This window comes from Acinetobacter sp. YH01010, assembly GCF_013420775.1.
In the GTDB taxonomy this organism is placed as follows: Bacteria; Pseudomonadota; Gammaproteobacteria; order Pseudomonadales; family Moraxellaceae; genus Acinetobacter; species Acinetobacter amyesii.
Genome location: NZ_VOYF01000001.1, coordinates 30,609 through 55,482 on the forward strand (window position 1 = coordinate 30,609; position 24,874 = coordinate 55,482).

Here is a 24,874-nt window from a genome sequence, read left to right on the forward strand (position 1 = left end):
GGCTAATGATTAAAAAGTCACTTACTTATTTATTACAACCAAGAACTGAAAACATGAAAACGTTTAATTTAATTTCATCTAGCCTCATTAGCATTAGCCTTCTATTTTGTTCGACAAACGGTCATACCAATACAGTGAATCAAACTGTGACCAACTCTCAGCAATACAATAAAAACTTAGTCAATGAATGGGTTCAATATAAATTTATCTTTGCTGAATTAGAACAACAAGGCGCTGCAATGCAGGAGCAAATCATTCAACAGCTAGGGACTAAAACCAAAACCGGTGGTAGTAGCACGCCAGAACAACAAATCAATAAACTGGTTGCTCTAGGCAAACAAAAATTTGAAAGCATTCAACCACAAACAGTTGAAGTGAAAAAACTTCTAAAACTACAAACCGAAAATGTTGAAATGATGGCAAAAGTCATGCCGAATCATTTCAAATTAATGTCTGACAAAGAAAATACTAAAATTGACACCAATGCACATTTTGAGCAATTCATGAAATTTTCAGCGACAACGGCTGCTGCCAATAGCTATGATTTGGAAGTTGAAAAATTAGTCATGCAATATCTCAAAAACAATCCTTTAAAATAGTCTCAAGCTAATCGAAATAATTTAATGAAATAGAGCCTTGCTAAAAACAGGAATCTCAAGGGACAATATATCCATTAAAATTGTATGTATTTAGCTATGGCTCATTCTCTTGACATCCTCGGCGGCATAAGCGCTGAACAATTCCTTGCCGAATATTGGCAAAAAAAACCATTATTGGTTCGTAATGCACTCCCTGAAATTGCCCAAATACTTGAACCGAAAGACGTTCTTGAATTGGCTTTAGAAGACAATGTCACTGCACGTCTCATCAAACAAAAAGATCGTGATCCTAACCAATGGACAGTGAAATCTTCTCCACTACTTAAAGCCGATTTTCAAAAAATGCCGAAACTGTGGACTTTATTGGTTCAAGCTGTCGATCATTATTCTTTTGACCTAGCAGAGCTTTGGAAGCAGTTTTCATTTATTCCGCAATGGCGTCGTGATGACATCATGGTGTCATATGCACAAAAAGGTGGCTCTGTCGGGCAACATTTTGATTTTTATGATGTATTCCTCGTACAAGGCTATGGTCACCGCCGTTGGCAATTAGGTCAGATGTGTGATGCCGATACTTCATTTGTCGAAGGTCAACCGCTTCGCTTACTGCCAGAAATGGACGTTCATTTTGATGAAGTGCTTGCTCCCGGCGACTTACTTTATGTACCACCAGGCCTATCACACTATGGCGTAGCTGAAGATGAATGTCTGACGTATTCATTTGGCTTCCGCATGCCAAATGTCACTGAAATGATGGATCGAGTGACAGACAAATTCACAGACAATCCTCTACTTAAAAATCCATTAACTGACATTTTACGTGACCAAATCAGTGCGATTGGCCAAGTGACTGAAAATGAACTTGAGTATTTAAAAGAAAAGTTATTTGAACAATTGCAAAATTCAACCGTACTTGAAGATGCAATCATGAGCTTAATGTCAGAACCTAAATATCCTGACAATATTCCTGAAGCAGAAGAAATCGGCACTGATGATTTAGAGGAAGCTCTAGATCAAGGCTATCAACTCATGTTAGAACCTGCTTCACGCTTACTTTACACAGAGCAAGATGGTGATATTTTGTTTTGGGCAAATGGTGAAGGAATCTGTATCTCAGACGAATTTGCATTGCATTTAAAAACCATTGCCGATGGTCAAAGTCTAGCGCTAGACGAATCTTTATATGATGCTGATATTTTAGAAGATATTGCCATGCTATTAAATGAATCTGTACTCATGCTCGTCCCAACAGAAGCTGAATAAAATCAATAAAAAAGGGAGCGTCACGCTCCCTTTTTATGCTACTGAATAGCATTATTTTCGCTTTCTACGATTTAAAAAATCTTCGACTTGATCGGCTTTTTTCTCCACGATGACGCGATAAACCCATACAATCAATAACACCAATCCAATAAACCAAAGATAGCGCATCACGCTGTATTTAAGGTGAAGACATAGACTAGAATGTGGTGATCGTAGATACCATCGGAATTCAAATATAAAAGCCTAAAAACAAAAGCGAAGCTATGGTGACAAGAAAAAAGGCACATATTTTCAAAGTTTAAGTCATTATTCATCGCAGATTCAAATCCCAAGTGCGACACATTTGTAGTTAGTTGAAAAAGTTAGATGTATTCATAGAATCATTAGACTTTTTCAACTCGCAATTGGAAAGCACACAATGAAGAAATACACCCAACTTTCTCAAGATGAAAGATACAAAATTTATGCTACTTTGAAAAGTAAAAGTTCAATCACTACCCTTGCTCGGGAGCTAGGGCGTTCACGATCAACCATCTACCGTGAATTAAAAAGAAATACTGGGCAACGTGGATATAGGGCTCAACAGGCAGCTAAATTTGCAAGTCAAAGACGGTACCGTCCTTCATCATCAATGACAGCATTTGCCTTCGCGTATATTGATTATTTGATTGGCTTGGACTGGTCACCAGAACAAATTTCAGGTGCTTTAACACAACGCAGTTGGCTGGATGCACCTTCACATGAATGGATTTACCAGTACATTTATCAAGATAAATCAAAAGGCGGTAAACTCCATCTACACTTAAGGCATCAGAAGAAATATCGAAAACGAGGTTACAAAAACACGGATCGTAGGGGTCAAATCATTGATAAAACAAGTATTCATTGCCGAGATGAGGTCATTGATAACGACAACGTTTAGGAGATTTCGAAGGTGACACGGTGATTGGTAAGCATCATAAAGGTGCTTTATTAACTCTCGTTGATCGAAAGAGCCTGTACGTACATATTGTTCATTTAGGGCCAACGAGAGCATCCCCTCAAACGATTACTTATGCATTAGATCGTTTACGAATGAGCCATGCTTATAGCGTGACATTTGATAATGGCAAAGAATTTTCCGAACACAAAAGAATTACTGATACCGGCATAGAGGCGTATTTCGCTGACCCTTACAAGTCTATTCAGCGAGCTAGAAATGAAAATACGAATGGTTTAATCCGTCAATATCTGCCAAAATCATCATCGTTTGATGACGTGTCAAACGAACAAATAGAGCAGATAGAATTTGCACTCAACCATCGTCCTAGAAAAACACTAGGTTGGTATACACCGAGTGAAGTTATGGCTGGTTTTTATACTGTTGCACTTGCTGCTTGAATCCGCCATTTTAAAAAAATTTAAAGTCAAATATCACAATCATGGTTTTTTTTACATACTTTATCCCAGTATTCATAATCTTTTGAATTATTTAGTTTTTTATAATAAAGTCTTAAGTTGTAAATAGCATCAGGGTTCCCATTTATTGCTAATGGTTTTATTATTTCAATAGCTGTATTAATATTAGCTCCCACACCATACCCTTTAAAATATAATGTTGCTAATTGGATCTCCGCTAGAGAATAATTTTGATTTGCCGATAAAGTGTACCACTTGAAAGCCGCCTTAAAATCCTTATTAACCCCTATTCCTTCAAAATACATTTGCCCAATATTAAACTGCGCATCTGGATTACCTAGCAAAGCAGCCTTCTTATAATATTTCAGTGCCTTTTCTAAATCTACATCATAACCATAGCCATAATTATACATCACACCTATTAAATTAAAGGCTGGCGCGAAATTATCATTTTCAATCTCCTTAAAAATTGATGCTGCTTCTGTATAATATCCTTGCTCTAATCGAACTCTTCCTACATTATAAATAGCTGGAATATAATTTTCATTTCCAGCTTCAGCATAATATTTTAATGCAGAATCTAAATTTTTATCGACATAAATTCCATTCTCATAAAAATTCCCAAGCTCATTTTTAGCATAACTACTAATATTATTTACGTTTTCTAAAGTTAATAATTTTTTATATGCTTTTTCATACTTTTTCTTTTCAAGCAGACCTTTATACTCATTCAAAATATTTTTTTCTTGCTGTTCGGATAAAATTAATGGTTCAGATGAGCTTGATGAACAAGAGCTTAAAAAAAATACTATAACTATAGCCAAATCCTAAAAACTATAGAACAATAGAGATATGGGATATTCAAAAGATTTTAAAGATAAAGTCATAGAAATTATGATTCGAGATGAAATGTCTGTGCGAAAAGCAGCACAGCATTTTAACATCTGTATACAGACGATTCAGAACTGGAAAAAGTCCACTACAAACAAACCTATTCCTGGCCGTCCAGCTAAAATTAGCAGAGAGCAAATATTAAAGGATGTTGAACAATATCCTGATGATTATCAGTATGAGCGAGCTGAACGTTTAGGAGTAAGCACTCATGCGGTATTTAATGCGTTACATGCCGCAGGAATATCGCGTAAAAAAAGACGTTAAAGCATCCTAAAGCAGATCAAAATCAACGTCAGCAATTTCAAAATCTCATAGAGTGTTTAGAAGGGAAATTGCCTCTGATTTACATAGATGAAAGTGGTTTTCAAAGTGAAAGTACCAGAACTCATAGTTATAGCCTTCAAGGAACACGTGCTGAAGGTGAATTTAACTGGCAGTTGAAGAATTGCAGTAATGCGATCGGTGCAATCATTGAAAATAGATTGTTGACAGTTGGTGTGTTTAATTGTTCTGTGAATACAGAAGTATTTGAATGTTGGATTGAACAGGATTTATTACCTAAGTTGAAAGAAAGCAGTGTTTTGATTATGGACAATGCGACCTTTCACAAAGGGAAAAGACTTCAGGAGTTGATACGTTGTGCAGGCCATTACATTGTGTGGCTTCCTAAATATAGTCCAGATTTAAATCCAATAGAAAATATGTGGTCACGAGTCAAGGCGATTCGAACTAAGTTTAGAGTTAAAGATATTGATAAATTATTTAAAGATTACTGTAATGATTTATTTGGTATTTAGCTATAAAGGTAAAAAATATAATCTAAAGTTCATAACTAATCCGTGAATTCAATATCACTTATTTCTTAATATTTTATAAAAGTCGTTTAAACCTAATAACAGATTAAACTTACAATATTCTAATTAATCAAATTTAAACACGTATAAAATTCGCAATATACTTTTAATAATAAAATAAGGGCTGATAAATCAGCCCTTATTTTCAACTACTTAATCAATTAAGACAATTGAGCAGCAGCAATTTTCTTAGTATCAACATCTTTAGAAGCGTCAGTATAGTCGCTCATTTTGTCGAAGCTTAAGTATTGGTAGATGTCAGCAGACATGCTATCAATTTGAGCTGCGTATTCTTGGTACTCAGCTGGAGTTGGTAATTTACCAAGTACAGCAGCAACAGAAGCAAGCTCAGCAGAAGCTAAGTAAACGTTCGCACCTTGACCTAGACGGTTCGGGAAGTTACGAGTAGAAGTCGATACACAAGTAGTGTTCGGAGCTACACGTGCTTGGTTACCCATACATAATGAACAACCTGGCATTTCTGTACGAGCGCCAGCTTTACCATAGATGTTGTAGAAACCTTCTTCCATCAATTGACGTTCGTCCATACGAGTTGGAGGAGCCAACCATAGACGAGTAGATAAAGAACCACCAGGAACTTTGTCTAGAAGTTTACCAGCCGCACGGAAGTGACCAATGTTAGTCATACATGAACCAACGAATACTTCGTCAATTTTTGTACCAGCAACGTCAGAAAGCAATTTAGCGTCATCTGGGTCGTTCGGGCAGCAAAGAACTGGTTCAGTAATTGTAGAAAGGTCAATTTCATACACTTTAGTGTATTCAGCATCTGGATCTGCTTTGATTAGGCTTGGGTTCGCTAACCATTTCTCCATGTTTTCTACACGGCGCGCCATAGTACGAGCATCGCCATAACCTTCAGAAATCATCCATTTCAACATAGTAATGTTTGATTTAAGGTATTCAGCAACTTTCTCTTCAGAAAGCGTGATAGAACAACCAGCAGCTGAACGTTCAGCAGAAGCGTCAGAAAGTTCGAACGCTTGCTCAACAGTAAGGTCAGTTTCCATTTCTGTAAGGTCGATCTCAAGGATACGGCCAGAGAAGATGTTCTTCTTACCTTTTTTCTCTACAGTTAAGTCGCCTTCTTGGATCGCAACGTAAGGAATCGCATGTACTAGGTCACGTAGAGTGATACCAGGTTGCATTTTACCTTTGAACTTAACAAGAACAGACTCAGGCATGTCTAGTGGCATAACGCCAGTTGCAGCAGCAAACGCTACAAGACCAGAACCCGCTGGGAATGAAATACCGATTGGGAAACGAGTATGCGAGTCACCACCAGTACCAACTGTATCTGGAAGAAGCATACGGTTTAACCAAGAGTGGATAATACCATCACCTGGACGTAGAGAAACACCACCACGGTTCATAATGAAATCAGGAAGCGTGTGCTGCATTTGAACGTCAACTGGTTTTGGATACGCAGCTGTATGACAGAAAGATTGCATAACTAGGTCAGCAGAGAAGCCTAGGCAAGCAAGATCTTTAAGTTCGTCACGAGTCATTGGACCTGTTGTATCTTGAGAACCAACAGTAGTCATCTTAGGTTCACAGTAAGTACCTGGAAGTACACCTTGACCTTCAGGAAGACCACAAGCGCGACCAACCATTTTTTGAGCTTGAGTGAAGCCTTTACCAGTAGCTGCAGGTTGAACTGGAGTACGGAATAAAGTTGAAGGTGCAAGACCAAGAGCTTCACGAGCTTTAGTTGTTAAACCACGACCAACGATAAGGTTGATACGGCCACCAGCACGTACTTCATCTAAAAGAACTGGAGTTTTAAGTTCAGATTCAGCGATTTGAACGCCGTCTTTGAACGCCGTTACTTTAGCAGCAGCGTGGTCGATTTTAAGCGTGATTTCGTCGCCCATGTTCATGTTTTGAACATCGATTTCTACTGGCAATGCACCAGCATCTTCCATAGTGTTGAAGAAAATCGGAGCGATTTTAGAACCTAAGCAATAACCACCGTCTTTTTTGTTCGGAATGTGAGCAATTTCGTCACCAAAGAACCAAAGTACAGAGTTAGTTGCTGACTTACGAGAAGAACCAGTACCAACAACGTCACCTACGTAAGCAACTTGGTTGCCTTTCGCGATAAGCTCTTTGATTTGGCTAAGTGGACCAACTTCGCCAGGAACTTCTGGATTGATACCGTCACGTACGTTTTTAAGCATTGCGTTAGCATGTAACGGAATGTCTGGACGGCTCCACGCGTCTTGTGCAGGTGACAAGTCGTCTGTGTTCGTTTCGCCAGTTACTTTGAAAACTGTAAGTTTGATTTCTTCAGGAACGTCTTTACGGCTAGTGAACCATTCAGCATCTGCCCAAGATTGCATAACTGCTTGTGCATTCGCATTGCCCGCTTTTGCTTTATCAGCAACGTCGTGGAACGCATCAAATACAAGAAGAGTTTTCTTAAGTGCGTCAGCAGCTAATTCAGCAAGCTCTGCATCATCAAGAAGTGCAACTAAAGGAGCAACGTTATAACCACCAAGCATAGTACCTAGTAGGTAAACCGCACGTTCTTTAGTTACTAGTGGAGAAGTCGCTTCACCTTTTGCCAAAGCAGCTAAGAAAGCAGCTTTAACGTATGCAGCTTGGTCAACACCCGCTGGAACACGGTTTTCTAGTAAATCAACTAAAAATGCTTCTTCGCCAGCTGGTGGGTTTTTTAATAATTCAACTAATGCAGCTGTTTGAGCATCGTCAAGTGGCTTCGGTGGGACTCCGAGTGCGGCACGTTCTTCAACGTGTTGGCGGTAAGCTTCTAGCACGGTGTTATTCCTCTTTTTTAAAAAATTATTTACGCATTCCTGCTTTAAATAAAGCTACGCAAATAATATGGACTGCTAAATTTTACTAAAATTCCAGTTAAAAGTTAATGCACTACAAGTGTTTCTTCGTGATGCCCGTTATTTTATAAATAAATGATCCTCATATCGTTTATACATTAAGCAAAATCAATACTTAGAACACGCTTTTCTTGCGCATATTAACTTTTGACTAAAATTAACCATCAAAAAACAGGCAACTAAATGTTGCCTGTTTTTATCAGTATTGGATATTCCACCTTAGTGGACAGTGGTTGCAGTGATATATTGCTGAAGTTCCGCTCGATCGCCTGTAAATCTGAGGCACCATTCGTCCTGACATGTGGTTTGATGTTGATTACTTGCAAAGCTGATATCGACCAAATAGCGTTGAGAAAATTCATCTATTTTTTGGCGTAATGTGACTTTATCTCCAATGCTGAGCACGTAGTTCCCACCACCGATAATTGCTACGCCTTGTTCATCTTCTAGGAGTAGATCTGAGTGATGCATATAACCTATAACGTCCATATTCTGCTCCTCTACTGTTTTTTATTCTCCATTTCATTATTCATTAAAAAGATTTGCTTTTCTATATTTATGATTTAGCAAGTTGTCACAATTTGTATTCCGCTCTGCTTAGGCTATTTTAAAATCTTTAAGCATCTCATATTCAAAGTAACCCGAAGATAAATATGCATTCGCAAAATAAGCATGAACTCCATCATATGGCTAAACAACGGATAGTTGCCCTGTTGTAACTACTCACTGCTGAATAGAGCCTTTAGGTTTTGCTTTACGCGCTTTCTCGCATAAAAAACCGTTCCTTAGAACGGTTTATAATCTGGCATTTCGGTATGCGGTGTTGCGATACATTTTTCAGTAAACTCAGCACGAATTTTTTCACGTGCTGTTTCAACATCAGTATTAATCTCAGCTTGCGGCAAGGCATAAACTTCATCAATGATGTTCAGGATAAATCCTTTGGTGGTTTCATCCTCAATTTTGTTGGCATGCTCAACTGCTTTGTCTTTTTCAATTGCATTTTGACGATCTAACATAATCGTACGTGCAGCATTACCTACACTGCGGCAGTAACCCTGCCACTGCTCTTCAGGGGTTAATGGTTTTTTTTCAGCACAGCCGACCAAAGCCACCATAACGGATAAAGCAAATAACTTTTTCATGAACTTCTCCTTACGAGGGGCAATATAAAAGATCGTAATGGATTTGTCATTTAAATTAGTCGCAACCGAACAAACAAAAAAAGCCCTTTCGGGCCTTTTTTATAAGTTTGCATTAACCACAAGTTGCTTGAATAATCTTTTGATTGATTGGATTTACAGTAACAGTTACGCGCTCTACACGATAATCCATTGTCACAGGCTGCCCAGGTTTGACTAGACGGACAATTTGAGCTTGGCTAATCGCCTTGATCTGATCTTCTGTCAATTTTGCTTGACCAATCAGAGTGTTGGCCTTTTCAGGTACACATTGGGTCTGACTACTACGGAATAATGCCCATTCTTCAACCACTTGCCCGTTTGGCAGATGGCAATACCCCACCTGACCATTTGCTTCATCACGAATCTCAAGTTTACCTTTTTGCTCTACACAATATTGGCTGGCTGGATTTGCTATACCAATTTTTTCTGGCATATTTTCAGTTTGCTGTGTTGTGCTACAACCCGCCATAAGTGCTGTCAGTGCAACTAAAATCCATATATTTTTCATCATGTCTATTTCTGAATATAAAAATTTAACTTATCAAGTTTGTGGTAAATAAACGAGTTGTTTATTGCAGTTTTTAGCAAGCACTCTTTTTCTGTGATTGGGTGTGATATCCAAATTGGGCAACAACACATCCATTGTTCAATAATTAGGAAATCCATGAAAGAAGAATAAAGGATTAAGCTGTATTGGGTTATGAAACCCGTTAAAAACCATTGCTGAACGTTGTCGGGGTAACAAACTAGGATAGAGATTCTATTTAATTGCTGGAATCTATAATTTGGAACTGCGTAAAAATGACTTATAAAAGAGGTCTATTAATTGAGTAAGATATAATCTTACTTCAACAAAGTTATACATAAGTTACTAACATGCTTAATATTTCAGCTCAATCTTAGATTTTTTTCGACTTAATGCTATGACCGAGATTTATCGACATCTAAACCAAAATATATTAAGGCCAATGATTTCGACAAGACTGAAGTATCTATTACGCTCACAATATTTAGTTTTGCTGCGCTAAAAAAGCTTGAATCGCCTGCTGTGCAATTTCAGCATCCTGAAAAGACTTTACGCCAGACACGCCCATTGCACCAACCAACTGCCCTTCATACATAATCGGCTCACCGCCTTCCAGCATGCCTGAAAAGGTATCCATGGTCAGAAAGCCCATTTGACCGCCTTTAATAATGTCTTCAAAAAGTTTTGAAGGACGGCGGCTAATCGCAGAACATTTGGCTTTTTCTAAGCATAGGTTTGCTGTCATTGGCGATGCACCATCCATGCGTTTCATCGCTAACAAATTGCCTGTCTCATCCGTAACCGCAATGCTGACATTAAAACCATTTTCGACTGCATAAGCATGTGCTGTGTTTAGTAAAAATTCTGCATCTGCCAAAGTTAAATAATGCTTGGTTTTCATTTAAAAATCCTTCTCTTAAAAAACTGAACTTAAAACAACAAAAAAAGCCCACAGCAGGCTGCGGGCTTTATTCTAAAGCAGAATTTACCAATTTAAATGAAAATTACTTCATTTTGGCAAAAACTTCTTTCGCCATTTCAATGGTAAATGCAATATCTTCATCGCTATGCGCGCTTGAGAAGAAACCTGCTTCAAATGCTGAAGGTGCTAAGTTTACACCGCGCTGTAACATACCGTGGAAGAAAGTACGGAAAGCATCTACATCACATTTCAGAATTGAATCAAAACCGGTGATTTCAGTTTGATCAGTGAAATAAATACCGAACATGCCGCCCACTTGCTGCGTAAAGAACGGAATGCCCGCTTCGTCTGCAGCTGCCTGTAAACCAGCAAGCAAACCTGCCAATTTTTCAGTCAAAGTTTCATAGAAGCCCGGCTGACGCAAATGTTTAAACATCTCAATACCGGCACGCATAGCCAATGGGTTACCAGACAATGTACCTGCTTGATAGACCTTGCCCAGTGGTGCAATGCATTCCATCACTTCGCGTTTACCCCCAAATGCGCCAACTGGCAGGCCAGCACCAATAATTTTACCCAACGTGGTTAAATCAGGTGTTACGCCATAATGTGCTTGCGCACCGCCAAGACCGACACGGAAACCTGTCATTACTTCATCAATGATAAAGACCGAACCATGCTCATCACACACATCGCGAATTGCTTGCAAGAAACCCTCTATAGGTTTCACCAAGTTCATGTTGCCTGCAACTGGCTCGACAATTACACCTGCAATTTCTGAACCGAATTTTGCAAAGCATTCTTTAAGCATCGCAATATCGTTATACGGCAGTGTTAAGGTATGTTTAGCGAAATCAGCTGGAACACCTGCAGAAGTTGCTTCACCCTCACCCTTTGTCAACAAGCCTGAACCCGCTTTAACCAAGAGTGAATCTGAGTGACCGTGGTAGCAACCTTCAAATTTTACAATCTTGTCACGGCCGGTATAGCCACGAGCAAGACGAATGGCTGTCATAGTCGCTTCAGTCCCTGAATTAGTCATACGAACCAATTCAATAGACGGCATAATTTCGCAAATAATATCCGCCAAAGTCGTTTCATGAACGGTTGGCGCACCAAAACTTAAACCATCAACAGCCGCTTCTTGAACCGCTTTAATAATGTCGGGCTGCGCATGACCTAAAATCATTGGGCCCCAAGAGCCGACATAGTCGACATAGCGTTTTCCGTCTACGTCATAGAGATATGCGCCTTGCGCTTTTTCGATAAATACCGGTGTACCGCCTACACCATTAAATGCGCGTACAGGAGAGTTTACGCCGCCAGGAATATGCTTGCTGGCTTGTTTAAATAATTGTTCTTGCTTAGCAGATAAGCTCATAAAAATTCTCTACTTATTCAATCTAAAAAATAAAATTAAGCTTGTTCAGCAAAAAGCTCAGACCATTCATAAACACGACTGCTTACAGCAGACATTGAACGACCTAATACATCACTAATCACAGCACAAAGATCAGCACCCGCTTCAATCACTTCAGCAGAATTTTCTACAGTTAAACCACCAATTGCACAAATAGGTACATTTAGTTTCGCTTTGGCTTGTTTTAGCGTTTCTAAGCCAATATTGCCTGCTTCAGGCTTAGTTTCAGTCGCAAAAATGGCGCCAAAAGCCACATAGTTTGCACCGTCTGCAATCGCCTGCTCAGCCAGTTCTAAAGAATTATTACAGCTTCGACCGATCAAAACATTTTTAGGTAAACGTGCTACAGCTTCAGCAATTGAACCGTCATCTTGCCCTAAATGTACACCCACACCATATTGAACTGCAGTTTCTAAATCGTCATTAATAACAAAAGGCACTTTGTATTGATTACACATATTTTTCATGTATTCAATTTCATAAGCCTGATCTTCCTTTGCCACTTTTTTACGGCGATATTGCAAAACAGCAACTTCATAAGTTGCCATCGCGCCTTCGAGTTTGGCTAAAAGCAATTCGATAGGATCATCATTGGTAATGAGGTATAAACCACGCATAGTTCAATCACAACTTAAAACTTTTGAATATTATAACGATTAGGTCTATGAAATGTTGCTTGGGGCATAAAATTTTAATGCTTTGCCGCTGAGAAAGTTATATTCCTTTTCACAGGACTGCTTATATAAATGTTTAATTGAATTTTCTGTAGAAAATGGCAAAAAATACCTATTTTCAGGTATAGAACAAAACTGATACAAATTATTTAATACTGCAACAGAAGAACACAAAACGCAGCGCATAAAAACACAACACTTTATAAAAATAATAATGAGTAACCTATTAGACTTTTTGGTGCTTGGTAAGAAACGTTTTGGGGAGCGTTCAGAGCATCAAAAAGTCTAGCCTATTTTTTTTGTGAACATTTTTGTGGTTAAATCTTTCAAACAATAGACCTTTTCTAAGGCCATAAAAAAAGCCTAGAGAAGGTCACTCTAGGCTTGGAAAACTGGGGTTTATCGTCTATTTATCTTTCAGATAAACAGTGAATAAACAATATGAACATTATTAGACTAATCACTCTAAACTTACAAGTCATTTACTCAAAAAACTACACCAAAATCAATAAAAATTAAACGTTTGATTAATAAATAGTTAACTATCAATCTTATCTAAATTACGGTCTTTTAAGCTTAAGTTCCCCTTCACAATATCAGACAGCATGCGCCAATCGGAAATAAAGCTGTATAAAGGCTGCTTGAAACTTGCCGGCTTATTTTTTTCAAAGAAAAAATGTCCGACCCATGCACAGGCATAGCCTGAAACCAGACCATAAGCAAAATACTTTGGTTGTTTTTTTAAAATTGCTTTCATGAAGAAATAGAGTCCTATACTGCTGCCTGTGGCATGTAAACGTCGGCTCATGATATTTCGATGTTCAGTCAAATAAAATCGATAAAATTGCGAGTAGTCACGAATAGGCAACTGAAATTCGGGCTTTAAATCTCGATTAAACTCGGGTTGTACTTGTGAATTCATGTTGTGCTCATCCTGAACTTATTTTAATCAACATAGCTTAAAATTCGTCCGCGTTAAAGGCGTAAAATTTTATTTTGATCCCATGAAAGTCGAACCATTGTGAATTATACAATTGATGGAATATCCATCTTTTAAAACTTTTCTTAGTCCAAAAGCAGAGTTTTCAAATCCGTCAAGTCTTACTTCTCAACTGTTTTTCGCTACAATCGATACGCGTTTAACTCATAGAAAATTTACGCACATTTTAGTTTTTCATTTTTATAAAAATTTAAAGATCGCTTCATGCCAGATCATGAAGTTGTGACATCAGGACAGAAAACCATGGTTGAAGTTGAATTAAAGTTCCAGATTCCAGAAGCACGTCGAACTGCATTATTAAAAGCACTCGATCCAAAAAAATCGGAACAAATTCAACTTAAAGCTAAATATTTTGATACCCCAGATCGAAAAATGGCACAGCAGCATGCAGCCTTGCGTCAACGTTTAGAAGGAACGCGCTGGATTCAAACCCTGAAAGCTGCAGGTAAAAGTCACATTGAACGCTTTGAACATAACTTAGATTTGGGTGAAGTTGAACAAGCTCCTGCTTTAGATTTATCGGTCTATGCCAATGAAGCTGAAGTTCAATCGGTTTTAAAAACCACTTTAGGCGATCAGCAAAATTCTCTACAACTTCAGTTTGAAACTGACATTCTGAGAACTTATCGTGTCATAGAGTTTGAAGATGCCAAGATCGAAGTTAGCTTAGATATCGGCTGTATCCGTAGCAACAATACAGAAACAGAGGTTCACGAAGTCGAATTTGAGCTTAAAAGTGGCTCTATTCAATCACTCCTTGCCTTTAGTTTTGAATGGGTTAAAAAGTACCATTTGTGGTTAGACGTTCGCAGTAAAGCGGAAATCGGGAATTTGCTGGCGTTTAATCAAACTGTGAGTCCAGCAGTTGAGGCTAAAGAATTTCAACTCAGTAAAAAAGACACTGCCGCAAAAAACTTACGACTTTTAATTGCACAGGACATGCAGCACCTTCTGCCTAATATTGCCGCAATTTCTGCAGGTGTTGCTCAGGCCGAGCACATTACACAAGCTCAAAAAGCACTCCATCATTTACAATTAACCATTTCGCTGTTTAAAGATTGGAACAGCGATATCGTTGAAAAATGGGCTGTGCAATTGGGCGCATTTAAACAGCAGTTTGAACAATTACACCATTTTGAGCACATGCAAAATACCTTGGGTGGCCTTTTACAAAACCCAACGACCTCAGAAAATTTAACCAAAGATATTTTGTATGCCAAAGAGAAGTTAGGCAATTTGGTTAAATCGACTCAAAATGTGCATCATTATCTTGAGCTTTTAATGTTTAGTTTGAAAGTCGATGAAGCACCGCAACAACATGATTTTAAATGGTATGCTCAAACTACCCTTCAAAACCAATATAAAGCCCTGCAAGAGGCTTTAAATGATGCCGACATTAACAATTTTGAAAGCTTAGATGTGCTTTCTCAGCGCATACAAGAGCTTAAATTTAGCTTCCCAATTTTGACGTCTATTTATGATGTAAAAAACTTGCAGAAATATAGTAAAGCGCTCAATGATGCACAAGTCGCGGCTCAGGAATATCAAGTCCTTTCCTCTTCTGCACAATATATTCAGCAAACAGAGCTGGAAGCTAGTGATTGGTTTGTTCTCGGCTGGTTGACTGCAAAACAAGAGGTTTATGCAGATAAGCTATTAGAAGCGACCGAGCAATTCCTTGTCAGTCGAAAACTCATTAAATAAAACCTAAGGGAGATTCAATGAGTCTCCCTTTTTTATTTGTATCCTACATTGTCATATAGATATTCATTTGTTGAACATTCAGGTTCATAGTCGGCTATTTTCAATTCATCATTTCCTTAGTTTGACTCAGTTACATTGAAATATTTTGAGAACCTATTATTTTTGTTTTCTGGATAAAAACTTTTAAAATAAGCTATCTGAAAACTTAGATTCAGGGTGGTTTTATGTTGAAAAGTCACATACCTGTAATTTATCCCCTATTTTCATTTTCACTTATTTTTATCTTTTTCCCATTACTAAGTGCTTGTAGTGAACAACATAAGCCTGTGCAAAGCACCGAATTAAGGCGCACGGCATCCTTACAAGTCGAAAAGCCGCTTTCTCCAACTCAAAACTTTGATCAGACACGAAGAACCTTTAAAGTCCTGCGCAATAATAATGAGGACTATGGTGATGAGTCTTACCAAATCAAAACCAATGCTGGCATACTAAGTATTTACAGTATGAACTTGAATCCGCAACAAGGTCAGTTACTGTCAAGCGTCAAGTCTGGAGAGTGTCTAACTCTATCGAGTCAAAGTGACAATTTAATTGCGGTTGACGGTTATATCAGTGTGATGGAATTGGGCGACATTAAAATTCATCCCTGCAAATAAACTTCAATATAGTATTTGCATATCAGTCATTCAAAAAAACTAAGAAAATTGCCTTAAGGCTACACTGCTATTGGGGGTTTAATTCATAATCCATACTGATTTAACCTTGTGCTAATAACCCCCATGATTTCATGGCATTACTCACCATGCGTTGTAATTGTGTCAAGGCCATACCATCACGTGCTTGTATCGTCATCCCTTGCAATAAGGTCATATAAAAATCAGTCAATTGCTCTGCATGAGCCAAACTTTCAATTTCGGCATTTGCCATAGTGGCTATTTTCACATTAGGGCGTGGATTACATAATCCAAAGCATCCTTGTGCAGCGAACTAAATTCACATTCTAAGTAATATCGTCAACATATTTAATTAACTGATGTTACGCGCGTAAAAGTAATTACGCATTTTTAAAATGATTTTTAAGTCTATTCGACGGAGTCTTACATCTAGGGTTTAAATAAAGGGATTAGCCTTCGGCTGGAGGTACTCTTACGAAACGTTGTTTCTCATTCGGCAAAAGTACCCAAAACCATTGTCATCCGCAAAACTCGTTCACTAGCGTCTACTTATTCAAAGTATCGCAAAAACATCTTTAAATAGATGTAGTTCTGTCTCAAACACTTGCGGATGACGTTGCCGCGTATCGCTCTTTTATTTGAATCAAATGGCGCTTCTGATGTTACTGCGTAACATCAGTAATTAACGATATTTATTAATTAACGATATTTCCCAAAGATTTTCCACGTATTGTTATCTGCTAAAGGGTCACTATAGCTATCGCTACGGGCTTTACGTGGTTTGTCACGGGCATCCACCAATTTAAACTCGTTTTCGACACTAAGTACAATGCCATTCACATAAAAACGAGTACGGGTATAATCACTTTGCCCATGTTGAAATACATAGGTTCTGAGGTCAATAAATTCACGGTGTCCGACCAAGGCTGCAGTGTCATCGCTGTCTAGCCAATGTCGCATCGCTTGAATTTGATCTGCTTCAAACTGCCCACATTTTTCAACCAAACTTGCAATACCACGAAAGGTTTTAGATTCTTTCGCACGTGTTTTGTTGATTCGAATACGATCCACATGAAAATAAAAAAGCGGCAGATTCAAATGACTCGGCAAATGGATTGCATCAAGGACTTCATCTTCCACAAAGGGTTGAAATAAGTCTTGAGCACGTTCAATTAAGCCTGTCCACTGTGCATAATATTCGGCTACTTCAGACTGTGTACCATAATAAATGGGCAGCCCTTCTACATTGGCTAAGGTTGAGGGCGGCCAAATATTTTGTCGAAGTAATGCAATATCACTTTTCAGACTTTGCACTGCGATTGCGTCTTGCATGAAGCATTCCATTTTACTTAGGCTATTTTTTAGATTAAGTCAAAGGTTTAGTTTCTGCAAGGCTTTGCCTATAATACTGCATTAGATTTTTATGCTAGGACACATTCATGGTTCAAAAGATTGAAGCTACTGATGTAACCGAAGAAGAAGCGTTGAATGCAGCTTTCTTTGAACGTGCGGATGAATTTATTAAACAAGCCAATGAATTTTGTCGTGTTGAAAAAGGTTCTCAAGTTAAACCTGCAGAAATGCGCGGCCAAGTGAGTGCTGCCATGTTATTTGGTACTGCTCGCTTTAATACTTGGGTTGCTGCAAATGGCTTCAAAGATGGCAAAGAAATGCGTGATGCCAAAGACCAAGTGATGTCTTATATTCTTCAACAATTTCAAATGATGCTTGAAGATAATTATGATGAATATTGCGAACAGTTTGAAAACTATCTTCGCTTCCGTCATAACGAAGAATTCCATGCAAATAAGCATGATGACCACCACGATCATCAGCATTAATCAAAAGCCCTTCGGGGCTTTTTTTATACAACTTCTCTTTCACAAAGCTTTGATTTAATATTCAGTCATAACGTTGTATTTTCATCATTCAAACTATTTTCAGTACCTTGCGTATTCGGAAATACAATGAAATACGCAAGAAATGGACATGGTTTTAAGGACAAGGATAGCAATGCAGACGCTCGATTTTGCCATCGTGGATTCACATATACATCAATGGGATCCATACAATACCCCACATGCCGCTTCACTTGCCGTGAAATTATTGGGTAAACATCCCTACTTGCTCGACAAAATGATGCGCTTAGTTAAGCCGCAAGAGTTAATTGACACAGTTGGTTTAACCAAACATGTGACGACACCGTATTTGCCTGAAAATTATAAGCAAGATGCAGGACATTATCTGGTCGATCAAATCGTACATGTAGAAGCGAGCTGGCATGACCATAAAGGCAAAGGGGTGGTTGGTGAAACAAAGTTTATTGAATCTTTAGACTTTAATGCTCAAAAGATTAAACTTGGCGCCATAGTCGGCACTGCAGACCCATGTGACAGTAGTTTTAAGAAAATTCTTAAAATGCATAAACAAGCTTCCCCACATTTTCGTGGCATACGAAAAATGGCAGCTGTACATGAAGACCCAAAAGTTCATGCATGGACCAATGAGCCCCATCTCTATACCAATAAAAAATTTATGAAAGGTTTTGAAGCTCTTGCTCAAATGAATTTAAGTTTTGATGCATGGGTTTATTCAGACCAAATTCGTGATTTAACCGCTTTAGCACGTGCTTTCCCTGAAACATCTATCGTTCTGGATCATTTTGGGACACCTGTCGGTGCCTTTGGACCTGTCGGCTCACATACAGGCTTAACCCAAACTTCACGTGACAATATCTTGTTTCGTTGGAAAGATGATTTAGCTGAACTGGCAAGTTGCCCAAATGTTTATACCAAAATGTCTGGATTATTCATGCCGGTGCTGGGTCATCAGTTTCATAAAGAACAACGCCTTGCATCCAAACAAGAGATTTTCGATTGCGCCTTTCCGCTTATTTCTCATGCTCTACAATGCTTTGGGAAATACCGTGTGATGTTTGGCTCTAACTTCCCGATGGATAGTGTGAGTGCATCCTTGGTGAATATTATTGACGCCTTTTCAGATGCGGTCGCGAGTTATGATCCTGATGCGCTGACTTTAGTCTTCCAACAAAATGCGCGTCAGTTCTACCGCCTATAAGTTCATTAAGCTATTTTGCTATCAAGCTATCCATTGCGGCTCAAAAAAAATCCTCCATCTGGAGGATTTTTTTATTCGGTTTATTTTTGAGTAGATTTTACAGCTTGACCATATTGGTCAGCCATCACCTCAACCAAACGCTCAGGTTGAATATATTTTTTGATGACAGCATTAACATCCGCTTTGGTCAAACTAGCAATGCGTTGATCACGCTTTTCACGATAGTTTAAATCACGACCTTTTTCTAACTGTGGAATCAACATACTATGAATGCGACGGTCATCTTCAAGTGCAGTTAAACGCTTTTTCAAAATACTGGCTTTGGCTGCTTCTACTTCCTGTTCCGTCACGCCATTTTTCAATAAGTTTTGCAAAACTTTATGAACAGACTGAGAAACTTGTGCTGATTTACCCGCAGTGTAGTTTGCATCAATACTCAGTACACCTGAATTCACCCATTCATCAAAATTAATGTCTGCACTAAAACCATAAACCAGTGCATTCTTTTCACGTAACTCTTGAGCTAGACGTGAAGATAACTGTGAATCACCGAGTATGTGGCGTAATACTTGTAACGCAGGAGAATCGGTATGCTCTACACCTACAGGTAGAGTCATAATGGCTTGGTAACTACCAAACTCACGCTGTTCAGACAATGCATGCACTTTCTGTGCAGGATACGCTGTAAATGTAGACTCTAAGCGTTGATATGGCTCGCTGGTTTTCCAATCTGCAAATTCTTTTTTCAGAATTTTTTCTATTTGCTTGGTATCAAAATCACCTGTTACCGCAATTTGTGCATGCTGTGTTTTAAAGAATTTTTGATGTAACTGCTGCACTTGATCACGTGTAGCCGACTCAATTTGTTTTTTCGCAAGTTCAGGTTCGAAGTGATAACGAATATCCCCCGGCTCATAGATCTCGACAATACGCGACAGTGTCATTGCTGCAACGGTATCTGGCTCTGTATAAGGTCGATCTAAACTCGATAAACTTTGCGCTTTGATTAAATCAAATTGTGACTGCTCAAAGGCCGGAGCTTTAATAACATCAATAACATATTGCAAAAAATCAGCAAATTTTTCTTTACGTGCAACCACCTGAATCATCAGGCCATTATCATTTGCACTGACCGTTGCACCACCACCAACATCAATAATTTTATCGGCAATTTGCTGCAAACTTTGATCTTTAGATGCACGGAACATGAGATAAGCTGTCAAATCTAGCAATTCACCTTTATTCATTAAGCTTTGCGCTGTACCAAAATCCAAAGCAATCGTGGCATAGGTTTTGTCATCACGGGTTTTAGTTGGAAACAACGCATACTGAATGCCGTTTTTAAATTTAGCGCGCTGAATCTGCTTTTCTTTCTGATTTAAATATTGCTTAGACTCTGCAACATATTGCTTCACTTCAGCACGATAAACACTCGCATCTTTCAATGGCTCTTCTGCAGGCGCTTGCTGATCTAAAGTTTCAGCAGGTTTCGACGCAGCCTGTTGCTGTGCTTTCTTCTGGTCTTCAGGTGTTGGTAGAATATTTCCTGTCACACGGTATTCAGGCTTTAGAAAATTCTTATACACTTGATTCACGTCGCTTACACTCAGCTTTTGTACTTTATCTAAGTCTCGGAAATATTGAGACCAGTCCCCGTTATAAGCCACAGTATAAGAACTAAGACGCTCGCCAAGTGCTGTTGCGCTATTTTTGACATTGTCAGCCATATTTCGAGTCAGGCTTTTAACACGGCTTAGCTCGACATCATTAAATGCTTTAGTTTGCTCCACACCTTGTGCAAGACTGGTTGCCACTTTATTTGCATCATGACTTGGGCCATATATCGCCCCCATAAACACCAAATTAAAATCTTTATCTAACCATGTGGTGGATTGAACTGCGGTTGCTGTCCCTGTTTCCACCATGCTTTGGTACAAATGCCCACTTGGCTGTAAGGTATACAAAGTTGGAGATACCGCCAAAGCAGTTTTAATTGGTTCGACTGCACCATTTAAATAAATATTAAATTTGCCAAAGTCACTGCCCTTATAAACTGTAAATTCGCGTTGCTTTAATTTCGTTCCATCTAATTTAGGGACTTTGGCCTGTTCAGGAATTTGGCGTGCGGCAATTGGGCTAAATTGTTGATCAATTTGTTTTAATACAGCCGCTTTATCAAACTTACCAGAAATCACCATCACTGCATTATTTGGCGCATACCAACGGCGATAGAACTGGTTTAATTCGTTCATATTGATGGATTGAAGTTCTTTCAAATCACCTATCGGTAAGCGGCCTAAAGATTGATTGCCATAGGCTTCTTTTAAAACTTGGTCGATTAACACTGAAAATGGCTGATCTAAACGAATTTCACGTTCACGCTTAACGATATCAATTTCTGTCGGTACAAATTTTTCCTGAAGTACCAATTTATCCATCCGTTCTGCTTCTAAATGCAAAACTTGATCGATTGAACTTTGTTCAGGACGAATCACATTGGTGTATTTCGTTGAATAATAATCCGTACTGGCATTGGTCATCAGCGTGAATTGGTCTAAGCGACGCTGAAATTCATCACCTTTGACATTTTCAGTGCCTTTAAAAGCCAAATGTTCGAGCAAATGTGCCAAACCACCTTTGCCCGCAGGGTCATTTAAAGAACCCGTGAAATACACCGTATTCATAAACACTTTGCTTTCTTTATCGTTTTGCGCCAAAACCACACGAAAACCGTTATCTAATTTATATTCTTCAATGGTTTGTTCAGTTTTAACCAATACAGGTTGAGCAAAGAGGCTTGTACTTAAACCTGCAAAAAAAAGTGAAAGCGTTAAATGTTTAATACGCATGTAATTCAAGTGTCCTTTATATTTAGCATCGATCAGCGTAGTGCTGTCGATCAGATTGGTTTTGATTTTATGCTGAGCTTTTCAGGATTAATAGTTACTTTTTATTAAATACATGCCGCAGATTTCGACAGCATGTATTTGATTTATGTTCAGATATAAATATCCGACTGCATATATAAACACGCATAGCCTGAGATTTCTATCCGGTCATTTTCAAGCATTTGACAGTGTAGTTCACCACCACGACTTGATGCTTGATATGCCAAGATCTGACGTCTTTGTAGACGTTCTGCCCAAATAGGGACGATTCCGGTATGAATAGAACCCGTAACAGGATCTTCATTGATGCCATTACCCGGTGCAAAATAGCGTGAAATGCAGTCATATTGCTGGGCTGCCGCAGTGATTGCAACATCAGTAATCGTACCCGGCGCTGTAATTGCGGTGCGGATTTTGCCAAGACGTTTTAAGATTTCAAAATTCGGTTGTTCGTCCAAGACTTGTTGAGCCGTTTCGTATTCCACGATATACGCCTGCGCATTCAGATAAACCTGCTTAAAAGGTTGACTCAACCCTAGACGTAGCTCTTCAGGATATTCGCTCACGACCTGTGCCCGACGCACAGGGAAATTCATCAGAATTTTTCCATCTTCAGCTTTATTTACACTAAAAATACCGAGATTTTTGACATGAAATTGGATGTTTTTTTCAGCCGTATAAAACTCAAAAAGCACATAACTACTGGCCAATGTCGCATGTCCACAAAAGTCCACTTCAGTGGTCGGTGTAAACCAACGAATTTCATAATTGCTGCTGTCGATTTTTTTCACAAATGCAGTTTCAGACAGATTATTTTCCAAAGCAATCTGTTGCATCAAGTGTTCATCTAACCATTCATCCAACACCAAAACCGCCGCTGGGTTGCCTTTAAATAACACTTGGGTAAATGCGTCAACTTGATACATTTTCATTGATAGAACTCCTGATTTAGTGATTTATATTAAAGGCTTTTGAAAATATTTCATGCGTTATATGCTATGTAGCAACACTTTTTAATAAAACATCTAAGTTTTAGATGAACTTAAATATAGGCACAATTTTGAAAACGCATATTCACCCCGTTCCTTTAGAAAAATCATACCGACTTTTAAATCATGGGCCGACTGTGCTCGTCTCTGCTCAGGATCAAACCCATACTGGTGTCATGACTGCAGCATGGGCATGCGCCTTAGAGTTCAATCCTGCAAAAGTGACGGTAGTACTGGATAAATCAACTAAAACACGTGAGATTATTGAGAATTCAGGCTATTTCGCCTTACAAGTACCGACACTGAAACAACTCAAACTGGTCTATGCACTTGGTATGATGAGCCAACGTGATGCGCCAGAAAAATTACGCCAATGTGGCGTGGAATTATTTCAATTTAATGCCTCAGATATTCCTGTGGTTGAAGGTTGTGCTGCTTGGCTACTGTGCAAACTTATTCCTGAGCCGCACAATCAACAAGCACACGATCTGTTTATTGGCGAAGTCATTGCTGCCTATGCAGACGACCGCGTCTTCCGTAACGGACATTGGTATTATCATGAAGTAGAAGATGAATGGAAAAGCCTACATCATGTTGCTGGCGGGCACTTTTATACCATTGGTAATCCTGTATCTGTAGATGAGACACCAAACTAAAATAGCGCTATGAACTCTGTCGTTTATTTAGGGTTGAAAATGGATAATCATACCTTTTGAGCATTTTCATGCTAACTTTAACTTAATTTAAAATATTGAATGAATGGATATGGCGTTTAAAATACATACATTGGATGTCAAAAATTCACTGCAAAATTATATTTGGCTGCTTGAGCACACCGAAAGTTATGATGTCATTGCAGTAGATCCTACTGAAGCTGCCTTGGTCGAGCGCTATTGTCAGGAACATCAGCTCAATCTTACGCAAATTTGGCTAACGCATTGGCATAAAGATCACGTTGGTGGCGTACCAGAACTTATTCAGGATAAAAACATTGCTGTTTACGGTCCCCGTGCAGAATTGAGCCGTATTCCATGGGTGAATTATCCTCTCGATCATAATGACCGTTTTGAATTTCATGGTCTTGAAATTGAAATTACAGCAACTCCCGGCCACACCCTCGGTCATATCGTATATTTTATCGATGACATTCATACACTTTTCTGTGGCGATGTATTATTTGCTATGGGTTGTGGACGTGTATTTGAAGGCACCTTTCAACAAATGTACGATTCCTTGAACCGTATAGCCGCATTCCCTGCTGAAACTCAAGTGTATTGTACTCACGAGTACACCCTATCGAATGCGCAATTTGCGCGGCATGTTGAACCCGACAACCTTGCCATACAACAGCGGTTTGATGAGGTTGAATCCCTACGCATGCTCGGGCAATGTACTTTGCCAAGCAGCATTGAATTAGAACTAGAAACCAATCCATTTTTACGCGCAGAAAGTGTTGAAGCATTTCAACGCTTAAGAGAACTCAAAGACAATTTTTAATTGGATTGCGAGGTATAAGCATTTTAGATTTCATCACAAATAAACTGTTTTATTTGTGATGAATGTTTCGGGCCGATTTTTCATTTTATGTTTATAAAATTTGATTGGTTGCAGCAAACTCATCCAATTCAGCTTGAGTCACAACTCGTACGGCTTGCATTTCATCGATACGTACCATCAATAAACCACCTAATGCCGGCTGATAACGTCGTGCACTACCAAATGGTGTATATGCCACTTTGGATTGCTCTGAAAAGACCAACCAATCTTCATGTCCAAGCATCACCGCAACAGGCGTCTGTCCCGCTTGTTGCATCTGTTCAATTTTTGCTTTTACAGCGTGCTCAATGTTCTGCATGCGTTCAATCTACTTATACCAATAGAACATAGTATAAAAGCTTTTCGATAAATCTTGATGAGAAATAGCATTG

24 protein-coding genes and 1 pseudogene are annotated in these 24,874 nt (G+C 38.8%); 11 read left to right on the forward strand and 14 right to left on the reverse strand.

Annotated features, from left to right (window positions below; genetic code table 11):
• Positions 1 to 53: 53 nt before the first annotated feature.
• The 3 genes and pseudogenes from FTT77_RS00190 (at position 54) to FTT77_RS00200 (ending at position 3,242) form a co-directional block, all read left to right on the forward strand.
• Positions 54 to 599, forward strand: a complete 546-nt coding sequence (locus FTT77_RS00190; RefSeq protein ID WP_180108724.1) for a hypothetical protein — start codon at positions 54 to 56, stop codon at positions 597 to 599.
• A gap of 96 nt (positions 600 to 695) precedes the next feature.
• Positions 696 to 1,862, forward strand: coding sequence for a cupin domain-containing protein (locus FTT77_RS00195; protein WP_180007285.1), 1,167 nt, complete (start codon positions 696 to 698; stop codon positions 1,860 to 1,862).
• Between the two features lie 418 nt (positions 1,863 to 2,280).
• Positions 2,281 to 3,242 (forward strand): annotated as a pseudogene (locus FTT77_RS00200) (IS30 family transposase).
• A 26-nt stretch (positions 3,243 to 3,268) separates the two neighbouring features.
• Here the strand turns inward: FTT77_RS00200 and FTT77_RS00205 are convergent.
• Positions 3,269 to 4,084 carry a tetratricopeptide repeat protein gene (locus FTT77_RS00205; protein ID WP_180108725.1) on the reverse strand — a complete coding sequence of 272 codons (816 nt, stop codon included), beginning with the start codon at positions 4,082 to 4,084 and terminating at the stop codon, positions 3,269 to 3,271.
• 28 nt (positions 4,085 to 4,112) lie between these two features.
• Between FTT77_RS00205 and FTT77_RS00210 the strand changes: the two genes are divergently transcribed.
• The gene (locus FTT77_RS00210; RefSeq protein WP_087547287.1) at positions 4,113 to 4,418 is read left to right on the forward strand and encodes an IS630 transposase-related protein; all 306 of its coding nucleotides are present in this window, start codon (positions 4,113 to 4,115) and stop codon (positions 4,416 to 4,418) included.
• A 47-nt stretch (positions 4,419 to 4,465) separates the two neighbouring features.
• Complete coding sequence (locus FTT77_RS00215; protein WP_227554803.1) at positions 4,466 to 4,951, forward strand: transposase; 486 nt, start codon at positions 4,466 to 4,468, stop codon at positions 4,949 to 4,951.
• A 218-nt stretch (positions 4,952 to 5,169) separates the two neighbouring features.
• On the opposite strand, the gene FTT77_RS00220 is transcribed toward FTT77_RS00215, so the two are convergent.
• The 8 genes from FTT77_RS00220 to FTT77_RS00255 all read right to left on the reverse strand — a co-directional run bounded on the left by FTT77_RS00220 (position 5,170) and on the right by FTT77_RS00255 (position 13,535).
• Positions 5,170 to 7,809 carry a bifunctional aconitate hydratase 2/2-methylisocitrate dehydratase gene (locus FTT77_RS00220; protein ID WP_180007287.1) on the reverse strand — a complete coding sequence of 880 codons (2,640 nt, stop codon included), beginning with the start codon at positions 7,807 to 7,809 and terminating at the stop codon, positions 5,170 to 5,172.
• 297 nt (positions 7,810 to 8,106) lie between these two features.
• On the reverse strand, positions 8,107 to 8,376 hold the full coding sequence (locus FTT77_RS00225; RefSeq protein ID WP_078193937.1) for a hypothetical protein: 270 nt from the start codon (positions 8,374 to 8,376) through the stop codon (positions 8,107 to 8,109).
• A 296-nt stretch (positions 8,377 to 8,672) separates the two neighbouring features.
• Complete coding sequence (locus FTT77_RS00230) at positions 8,673 to 9,032, reverse strand: hypothetical protein (protein ID WP_180007288.1); 360 nt, start codon at positions 9,030 to 9,032, stop codon at positions 8,673 to 8,675.
• Positions 9,033 to 9,144: 112 nt separating this feature from the next.
• Positions 9,145 to 9,582 (reverse strand): I78 family peptidase inhibitor, encoded by a 438-nt coding sequence (locus FTT77_RS00235; protein WP_180007289.1) that lies wholly within the window; start codon positions 9,580 to 9,582, stop codon positions 9,145 to 9,147.
• A gap of 499 nt (positions 9,583 to 10,081) precedes the next feature.
• Entirely contained in the window at positions 10,082 to 10,498 is a 417-nt protein-coding gene (locus tag FTT77_RS00240) for a heme-binding protein (RefSeq protein WP_180007290.1), read from the reverse strand.
• 103 nt (positions 10,499 to 10,601) lie between these two features.
• Positions 10,602 to 11,900, reverse strand: coding sequence for a glutamate-1-semialdehyde 2,1-aminomutase (gene hemL / locus FTT77_RS00245; protein WP_180007291.1), 1,299 nt, complete (start codon positions 11,898 to 11,900; stop codon positions 10,602 to 10,604).
• A 35-nt stretch (positions 11,901 to 11,935) separates the two neighbouring features.
• A complete protein-coding gene (thiE, locus tag FTT77_RS00250; protein ID WP_078188828.1) occupies positions 11,936 to 12,556 on the reverse strand; it encodes a thiamine phosphate synthase in 621 nt (206 codons plus the stop codon).
• Positions 12,557 to 13,151: 595 nt separating this feature from the next.
• Entirely contained in the window at positions 13,152 to 13,535 is a 384-nt protein-coding gene (locus tag FTT77_RS00255) for a DUF962 domain-containing protein (RefSeq protein ID WP_180049401.1), read from the reverse strand.
• 321 nt (positions 13,536 to 13,856) lie between these two features.
• On the opposite strand from FTT77_RS00255, the gene FTT77_RS00260 reads away from it, so the two are divergent.
• Together FTT77_RS00260 and FTT77_RS00265 are read left to right on the forward strand one after the other, a co-directional pair.
• A complete protein-coding gene (locus FTT77_RS00260) occupies positions 13,857 to 15,317 on the forward strand; it encodes an inorganic triphosphatase (RefSeq protein WP_180049435.1) in 1,461 nt (486 codons plus the stop codon).
• Positions 15,318 to 15,541: 224 nt separating this feature from the next.
• Positions 15,542 to 15,973 carry a hypothetical protein gene (locus FTT77_RS00265; RefSeq protein ID WP_180108726.1) on the forward strand — a complete coding sequence of 144 codons (432 nt, stop codon included), beginning with the start codon at positions 15,542 to 15,544 and terminating at the stop codon, positions 15,971 to 15,973.
• Positions 15,974 to 16,073: 100 nt separating this feature from the next.
• Here FTT77_RS00265 and FTT77_RS00270 read toward each other — a convergent pair whose 3' ends face one another.
• Together FTT77_RS00270 and FTT77_RS00275 are read right to left on the reverse strand one after the other, a co-directional pair.
• Positions 16,074 to 16,244: a hypothetical protein gene (locus FTT77_RS00270; protein ID WP_180002979.1), complete on the reverse strand. Its 171-nt coding sequence runs from the start codon at positions 16,242 to 16,244 to the stop codon at positions 16,074 to 16,076.
• Between the two features lie 446 nt (positions 16,245 to 16,690).
• Complete coding sequence (locus FTT77_RS00275) at positions 16,691 to 17,323, reverse strand: hypothetical protein (protein ID WP_180007293.1); 633 nt, start codon at positions 17,321 to 17,323, stop codon at positions 16,691 to 16,693.
• Between the two features lie 107 nt (positions 17,324 to 17,430).
• On the opposite strand from FTT77_RS00275, the gene FTT77_RS00280 reads away from it, so the two are divergent.
• Positions 17,431 to 17,832 carry a DUF3144 domain-containing protein gene (locus FTT77_RS00280; protein ID WP_180007294.1) on the forward strand — a complete coding sequence of 134 codons (402 nt, stop codon included), beginning with the start codon at positions 17,431 to 17,433 and terminating at the stop codon, positions 17,830 to 17,832.
• Between the two features lie 172 nt (positions 17,833 to 18,004).
• Positions 18,005 to 19,069 (forward strand): amidohydrolase, encoded by a 1,065-nt coding sequence (locus tag FTT77_RS00285; protein WP_180007295.1) that lies wholly within the window; start codon positions 18,005 to 18,007, stop codon positions 19,067 to 19,069.
• 80 nt (positions 19,070 to 19,149) lie between these two features.
• On the opposite strand, the gene FTT77_RS00290 is transcribed toward FTT77_RS00285, so the two are convergent.
• Together FTT77_RS00290 and FTT77_RS00295 are read right to left on the reverse strand one after the other, a co-directional pair.
• Entirely contained in the window at positions 19,150 to 21,918 is a 2,769-nt protein-coding gene (locus FTT77_RS00290) for a pitrilysin family protein (RefSeq protein WP_180108727.1), read from the reverse strand.
• Positions 21,919 to 22,067: 149 nt separating this feature from the next.
• Positions 22,068 to 22,889, reverse strand: a complete 822-nt coding sequence (locus tag FTT77_RS00295; protein WP_180106599.1) for a PhzF family phenazine biosynthesis protein — start codon at positions 22,887 to 22,889, stop codon at positions 22,068 to 22,070.
• Positions 22,890 to 22,993: 104 nt separating this feature from the next.
• Here FTT77_RS00295 and FTT77_RS00300 point away from each other — a divergent pair, with 104 nt between their 5' ends.
• Positions 22,994 to 23,602, forward strand: coding sequence for a flavin reductase family protein (locus tag FTT77_RS00300; RefSeq protein WP_180108728.1), 609 nt, complete (start codon positions 22,994 to 22,996; stop codon positions 23,600 to 23,602).
• A gap of 109 nt (positions 23,603 to 23,711) precedes the next feature.
• Positions 23,712 to 24,443, forward strand: coding sequence for a hydroxyacylglutathione hydrolase (gene gloB, locus FTT77_RS00305; RefSeq protein WP_180108729.1), 732 nt, complete (start codon positions 23,712 to 23,714; stop codon positions 24,441 to 24,443).
• Between the two features lie 91 nt (positions 24,444 to 24,534).
• Here the strand turns inward: gloB and FTT77_RS00310 are convergent, their stop codons facing one another.
• Positions 24,535 to 24,801, reverse strand: a complete 267-nt coding sequence (locus FTT77_RS00310) for a hypothetical protein (protein WP_111883866.1) — start codon at positions 24,799 to 24,801, stop codon at positions 24,535 to 24,537.
• Positions 24,802 to 24,874 lie beyond the last annotated feature (73 nt).

What these genes read in the sequence shown, in the direction of transcription:
- FTT77_RS00270 (WP_180002979.1), bottom strand. Translation starts at nt 16,244, where the DNA reads ATGGCAAATGCCGAAATTGAAAGTTTGGCTCATGCAGAGCAATTGACT.
- FTT77_RS00290 (WP_180108727.1), bottom strand. Translation starts at nt 21,918, where the DNA reads ATGCGTATTAAACATTTAACGCTTTCACTTTTTTTTGCAGGTTTAAGT.
- FTT77_RS00195 (WP_180007285.1), top strand. Translation starts at nt 696, where the DNA reads ATGGCTCATTCTCTTGACATCCTCGGCGGCATAAGCGCTGAACAATTC.
- FTT77_RS00190 (WP_180108724.1), top strand. Translation starts at nt 54, where the DNA reads ATGAAAACGTTTAATTTAATTTCATCTAGCCTCATTAGCATTAGCCTT.
- FTT77_RS00265 (WP_180108726.1), top strand. Translation starts at nt 15,542, where the DNA reads ATGTTGAAAAGTCACATACCTGTAATTTATCCCCTATTTTCATTTTCA.
- FTT77_RS00280 (WP_180007294.1), top strand. Translation starts at nt 17,431, where the DNA reads ATGGTTCAAAAGATTGAAGCTACTGATGTAACCGAAGAAGAAGCGTTG.
- FTT77_RS00310 (WP_111883866.1), bottom strand. Translation starts at nt 24,801, where the DNA reads ATGCAGAACATTGAGCACGCTGTAAAAGCAAAAATTGAACAGATGCAA.
- FTT77_RS00285 (WP_180007295.1), top strand. Translation starts at nt 18,005, where the DNA reads ATGCAGACGCTCGATTTTGCCATCGTGGATTCACATATACATCAATGG.
- FTT77_RS00255 (WP_180049401.1), bottom strand. Translation starts at nt 13,535, where the DNA reads ATGAATTCACAAGTACAACCCGAGTTTAATCGAGATTTAAAGCCCGAA.
- FTT77_RS00230 (WP_180007288.1), bottom strand. Translation starts at nt 9,032, where the DNA reads ATGAAAAAGTTATTTGCTTTATCCGTTATGGTGGCTTTGGTCGGCTGT.
- FTT77_RS00240 (WP_180007290.1), bottom strand. Translation starts at nt 10,498, where the DNA reads ATGAAAACCAAGCATTATTTAACTTTGGCAGATGCAGAATTTTTACTA.
- FTT77_RS00210 (WP_087547287.1), top strand. Translation starts at nt 4,113, where the DNA reads ATGGGATATTCAAAAGATTTTAAAGATAAAGTCATAGAAATTATGATT.
- hemL (WP_180007291.1), bottom strand. Translation starts at nt 11,900, where the DNA reads ATGAGCTTATCTGCTAAGCAAGAACAATTATTTAAACAAGCCAGCAAG.
- FTT77_RS00225 (WP_078193937.1), bottom strand. Translation starts at nt 8,376, where the DNA reads ATGGACGTTATAGGTTATATGCATCACTCAGATCTACTCCTAGAAGAT.
- gloB (WP_180108729.1), top strand. Translation starts at nt 23,712, where the DNA reads ATGGCGTTTAAAATACATACATTGGATGTCAAAAATTCACTGCAAAAT.
- FTT77_RS00275 (WP_180007293.1), bottom strand. Translation starts at nt 17,323, where the DNA reads ATGCAAGACGCAATCGCAGTGCAAAGTCTGAAAAGTGATATTGCATTA.
- FTT77_RS00235 (WP_180007289.1), bottom strand. Translation starts at nt 9,582, where the DNA reads ATGATGAAAAATATATGGATTTTAGTTGCACTGACAGCACTTATGGCG.
- FTT77_RS00295 (WP_180106599.1), bottom strand. Translation starts at nt 22,889, where the DNA reads ATGAAAATGTATCAAGTTGACGCATTTACCCAAGTGTTATTTAAAGGC.
- thiE (WP_078188828.1), bottom strand. Translation starts at nt 12,556, where the DNA reads ATGCGTGGTTTATACCTCATTACCAATGATGATCCTATCGAATTGCTT.
- FTT77_RS00260 (WP_180049435.1), top strand. Translation starts at nt 13,857, where the DNA reads ATGGTTGAAGTTGAATTAAAGTTCCAGATTCCAGAAGCACGTCGAACT.
- FTT77_RS00300 (WP_180108728.1), top strand. Translation starts at nt 22,994, where the DNA reads ATGAACTTAAATATAGGCACAATTTTGAAAACGCATATTCACCCCGTT.